The organism is Streptomyces recifensis (genome assembly GCF_002154615.1).
Lineage (GTDB): Bacteria > Actinomycetota > Actinomycetes > Streptomycetales > Streptomycetaceae > Streptomyces > Streptomyces griseoluteus.
This window is the reverse complement of the sequence record NZ_MUNH01000370.1, coordinates 1-3440: the sequence shown is the minus strand read 5'-3', so window position 1 is coordinate 3440 and position 3440 is coordinate 1. Positions and strand designations below refer to the sequence as shown.

At 73.2% G+C, this 3440-nt stretch carries 3 protein-coding genes; 2 read left to right on the top strand and 1 reads right to left on the bottom strand.

Annotated features, from left to right (window positions below):
- Positions 1-65: 65 nt before the first annotated feature.
- The gene (locus CCN33_RS19580; protein ID WP_086694879.1) at positions 66-731 is read right to left on the bottom strand and encodes a nucleoside/nucleotide kinase family protein; all 666 of its coding nucleotides are present in this window, start codon (positions 729-731) and stop codon (positions 66-68) included.
- A gap of 104 nt (positions 732-835) precedes the next feature.
- Here CCN33_RS19580 and CCN33_RS19575 point away from each other — a divergent pair, with 104 nt between their 5' ends.
- Both CCN33_RS19575 and CCN33_RS19570 read left to right on the top strand, forming a co-directional pair.
- Positions 836-1576 (top strand): HAD family hydrolase, encoded by a 741-nt coding sequence (locus CCN33_RS19575; RefSeq protein WP_086694878.1) that lies wholly within the window; start codon positions 836-838, stop codon positions 1574-1576.
- Positions 1573-3440 (top strand): glycoside hydrolase family 65 protein (locus tag CCN33_RS19570; protein WP_086694877.1); only part of this gene is annotated, 1868 nt, incomplete at its 3' end. The genes CCN33_RS19575 and CCN33_RS19570, both read left to right, overlap by 4 nt.

Here is a 3440-nt window from a genome sequence, read left to right as displayed (position 1 = left end):
ATCCGTGGGAGCGCGGCGGACCCTCCGCCGCGCTCCCACGGATACGGGCCCCGGCGGGCGCCGGTTCAGCCCCGGCCGGGTACGGGCAGCGCCGAGGCCGGTATCACCAGGTCCGCCCGGTCCCGCGTGGTGGCGATCAGGTCGGCGTTGCGCTGGTCGGTGCCGAGCACCCAGGCCACCGCCGCCGCGTGCTCCTTGCCGAACTCCACGTGCCGGGCCACCAGCCGCCGCACCCGCTCCGGCTCGTCCACCTCGCAGTACCAGACCTCGTCCAGCAGCGGCCGTACCCCGGCCCACGAACCCTCGCGCAGCAGCAGGTAGTTGCCCTCGGTCACCACCAGCCGGGCCGACGGCGGCACCGGGATCGAGCCCGCCACCGGCTGCTCCAGGTCCCGCTCGAAGGCGGGCGCGTACACCACCTCGTCCGCGTCGGCGGGGGTCTCGCGCAGCCGCCGCAGCAGCGCCGCGTACCCGGCCGCGTCGAAGGTGTCCGGGGCGCCCTTGCGGTCCCGGCGGCCCAGCCGGTCCAGCTCGGCGTCGGCCAGGTGGAAACCGTCCATCGGGACGTGTGCCACCCAGGGCGCGCCGTCCGCGTTCAGCGCGCGTACGAGGTGTCCGGCGAGAGTCGTCTTGCCCGCGCCCGGACCGCCCGCGATGCCGAGGATCGCGCGCTGTCCGTCCTCGGCCAGGCCGCGGGCGCGGAGGAGAAGATCGTCGAAGGTCGGCGGCATGCAGCGAAGTGTGCCACCGGGCGTGCGCGGGACGGCCGCCGGGCGCCCCCATTTCCGCTCGCGACGCGTGATCGCCGCGCCCGATCCGGGGAAGGGAGCAGGGTATGACTCAGCTCGGACTGCCCGACACCATCCAGGCGTGCCTGTTCGACCTCGACGGAGTGGTCACCAAGACGGCCGTCGTGCACGCCGCCGCCTGGAAGGAGACCTTCGACGCCTTCCTCCGGGACCACGAGGGCCCGGACGCGCGGCCGTTCGACGAGGTCGCCGACTACGACGAGTACGTGGACGGCCGCCCCCGCGCCGACGGCGTCCGCTCCTTCCTGAAGTCCCGCGGGATCGAGCTCCCCGAGGGCGGCCCCGACGACCCGCCGGACGCCGGCACCGTGCAGGGCCTCGGCAACCGCAAGAACGAGCTGCTCCTGGAGAAGATCCGCACCGACGGCGTCGAGCCGTACGAGGGCACGCTGCGCTATCTGGCCGCCGTGCGCGCGGCCGGCCTGGCCACCGCCGTCGTCTCCTCCAGCGCCAACTGCCGGGACGTGCTCCGCTCGATCGACGCCGAGGACCTCTTCGACGTACGGATCGACGGCGTGGTGGCCGCCGAACGGCACCTGCCGGGCAAGCCGAAACCCGACACCTTCCTGGCCGCCGCGGAGGACCTCGGCGTACCCCCGGAGCGGGCCGCCGTATACGAGGACGCGCTCGCCGGGATGGACGCGGGCCGGGCCGGAGGCTTCGGATACGTGGTCGGGCTGGACCGCACGGGGCAGGCCGACGCGCTGTATGCGCACGGCGCGCATATCGTCGTGAAAGACCTCGCCGAGCTGGGAGGGACGCAGTGATCACTGAGCGGGCGTACACGGTCGAGCCCTGGCACGTGCGCGAGACCACCCTCGATCTGGACGTGCTCGCCCAGAGCGAGTCGGTGTTCGCGCTGTCCAACGGGCACGTCGGCTGGCGCGGCAACCTCGACGAGGGCGAGCCGCACGGTCTGCCCGGCAGCTATCTCAACGGCGTGCACGAGGTGCACCCGCTGCCGTACGCCGAGGCCGGCTACGGCTACCCGGAGTCCGGGCAGAGCGTCATCGACGTCACCAACGGCAAGATCCTGCGCCTGCTGGTGGACGACGAACCCTTCGACCTGCGCTACGGCCGCCTGGTCTCCCACGAACGCGTCCTCGACATGCGGCGCGGGGTGCTGGAACGCACCTGTGAGTGGACCTCCCCGGCCGGCTCCACGGTCCGGGTGCGCTCCACCCGGCTGGTCTCCCTCACCCAGCGCGCGGTGGCCGCCGTCGCCTACGAGGTGGAGGCCGTGGGCCGCCCCAGCCGTGTCGTGATCCAGTCCGAGCTGGTCGCCAACGAGAGCCTGCCGGAGCCCAACGGCGACCCGCGTGCCGCGATGAGCCTGCGCTCGCCGCTGGAGCAGGAGGACGGCTTCGCCTCGGGCGAGCGGCTGCGGCTGGTGCACCGCACCAAGCGCAGCGGCCTCAGGGTCGCGGTCGGCGCGGACCACGTCGTCACCGGGCCCGGCCGCACCACCAGCCGCAGCGAGAGCGGCATCGACGTCGCCCGGCTCACCGTCACCTCCGTACTGGAGCCCGGCCACACCCTGCGGGTGGAGAAACTGGTCGCGCACGGCTGGTCCGGCACCCGCTCGCTGCCCGCCATGGCCGACCAGGTGGACGCCGCCCTAGCGGCCGCCTCCCACGACGGCTGGGAAGGGCTGCTGGCCGCCCAGCGGGAGTGCCTGGACGACTTCTGGGCCCGCGCCGACGTCGAGGTGCACGGCGACGAGGAGATCCAGCAGGCCGTACGCTTCGCCCTCTTCCACGTCTACCAGGCCGGCGCCCGCGCCGAGCAGCGCGCCATCCCCGCCAAGGGCCTCACCGGCTCCGGGTACGACGGGCACGCGTTCTGGGACACCGAGATGTTCGTGCTGCCCCTGCTCACCCACACCGCGCCCCACGCCGTGGCCGAGGCGCTCCGCTGGCGCCACAACACCCTGGACGCCGCCCGCGAACGCGCCGCCCAGCTGGGGCTCGGCGGTGCCGCCTTCCCCTGGCGGACCATCGAGGGCTCGGAGGGCTCCGCCTACTGGCCCGCGGGCACCGCCGCCTTCCACGTGAACGCCGGCATCGCCGACGCGGTCGTGCGCTACGTGGAGGCCACCGGTGACCTCCGCTTCGAACGCGAGGTGGGCCTGGAGCTGCTGGTGGAGACCGCCCGGCTGTGGCGCTCGCTGGGCCACCACGACCACCGCGGGGCCTTCCACATCGACGGAGTCACCGGGCCTGACGAGTACAGCGCGGTCGCCGACGACAACACGTACACCAACCTGATGGCGCGGCAGAACCTGCTCGCGGCCGCCGACGCCGTGGAGCGCTACCCCGAGGAGGCGCATCGGCTCGGCACCGACGAGGAGGAGAGCGCGGCCTGGCGGGACGCGGCCGAGGCGATGAACATCCCCTACAACGACGAACTCGGCGTCCACGAGCAGAACGCCGGCTTCACCCGCTACCAGCGCTGGGACTTCGCCGGGACCCGCCCCGAGCAGTACCCCCTGCTGCTGAACTTCCCGTACTTCGACCTCTACCGCAAACAGGTCGTCAAGCAGGCCGACCTGGTCCTGGCCATGTACACCTGCCCCTCCTACTTCGACGACGAGCAGGTGGCCCGGAACTTCGCCTACTACGAGCCGCTGAC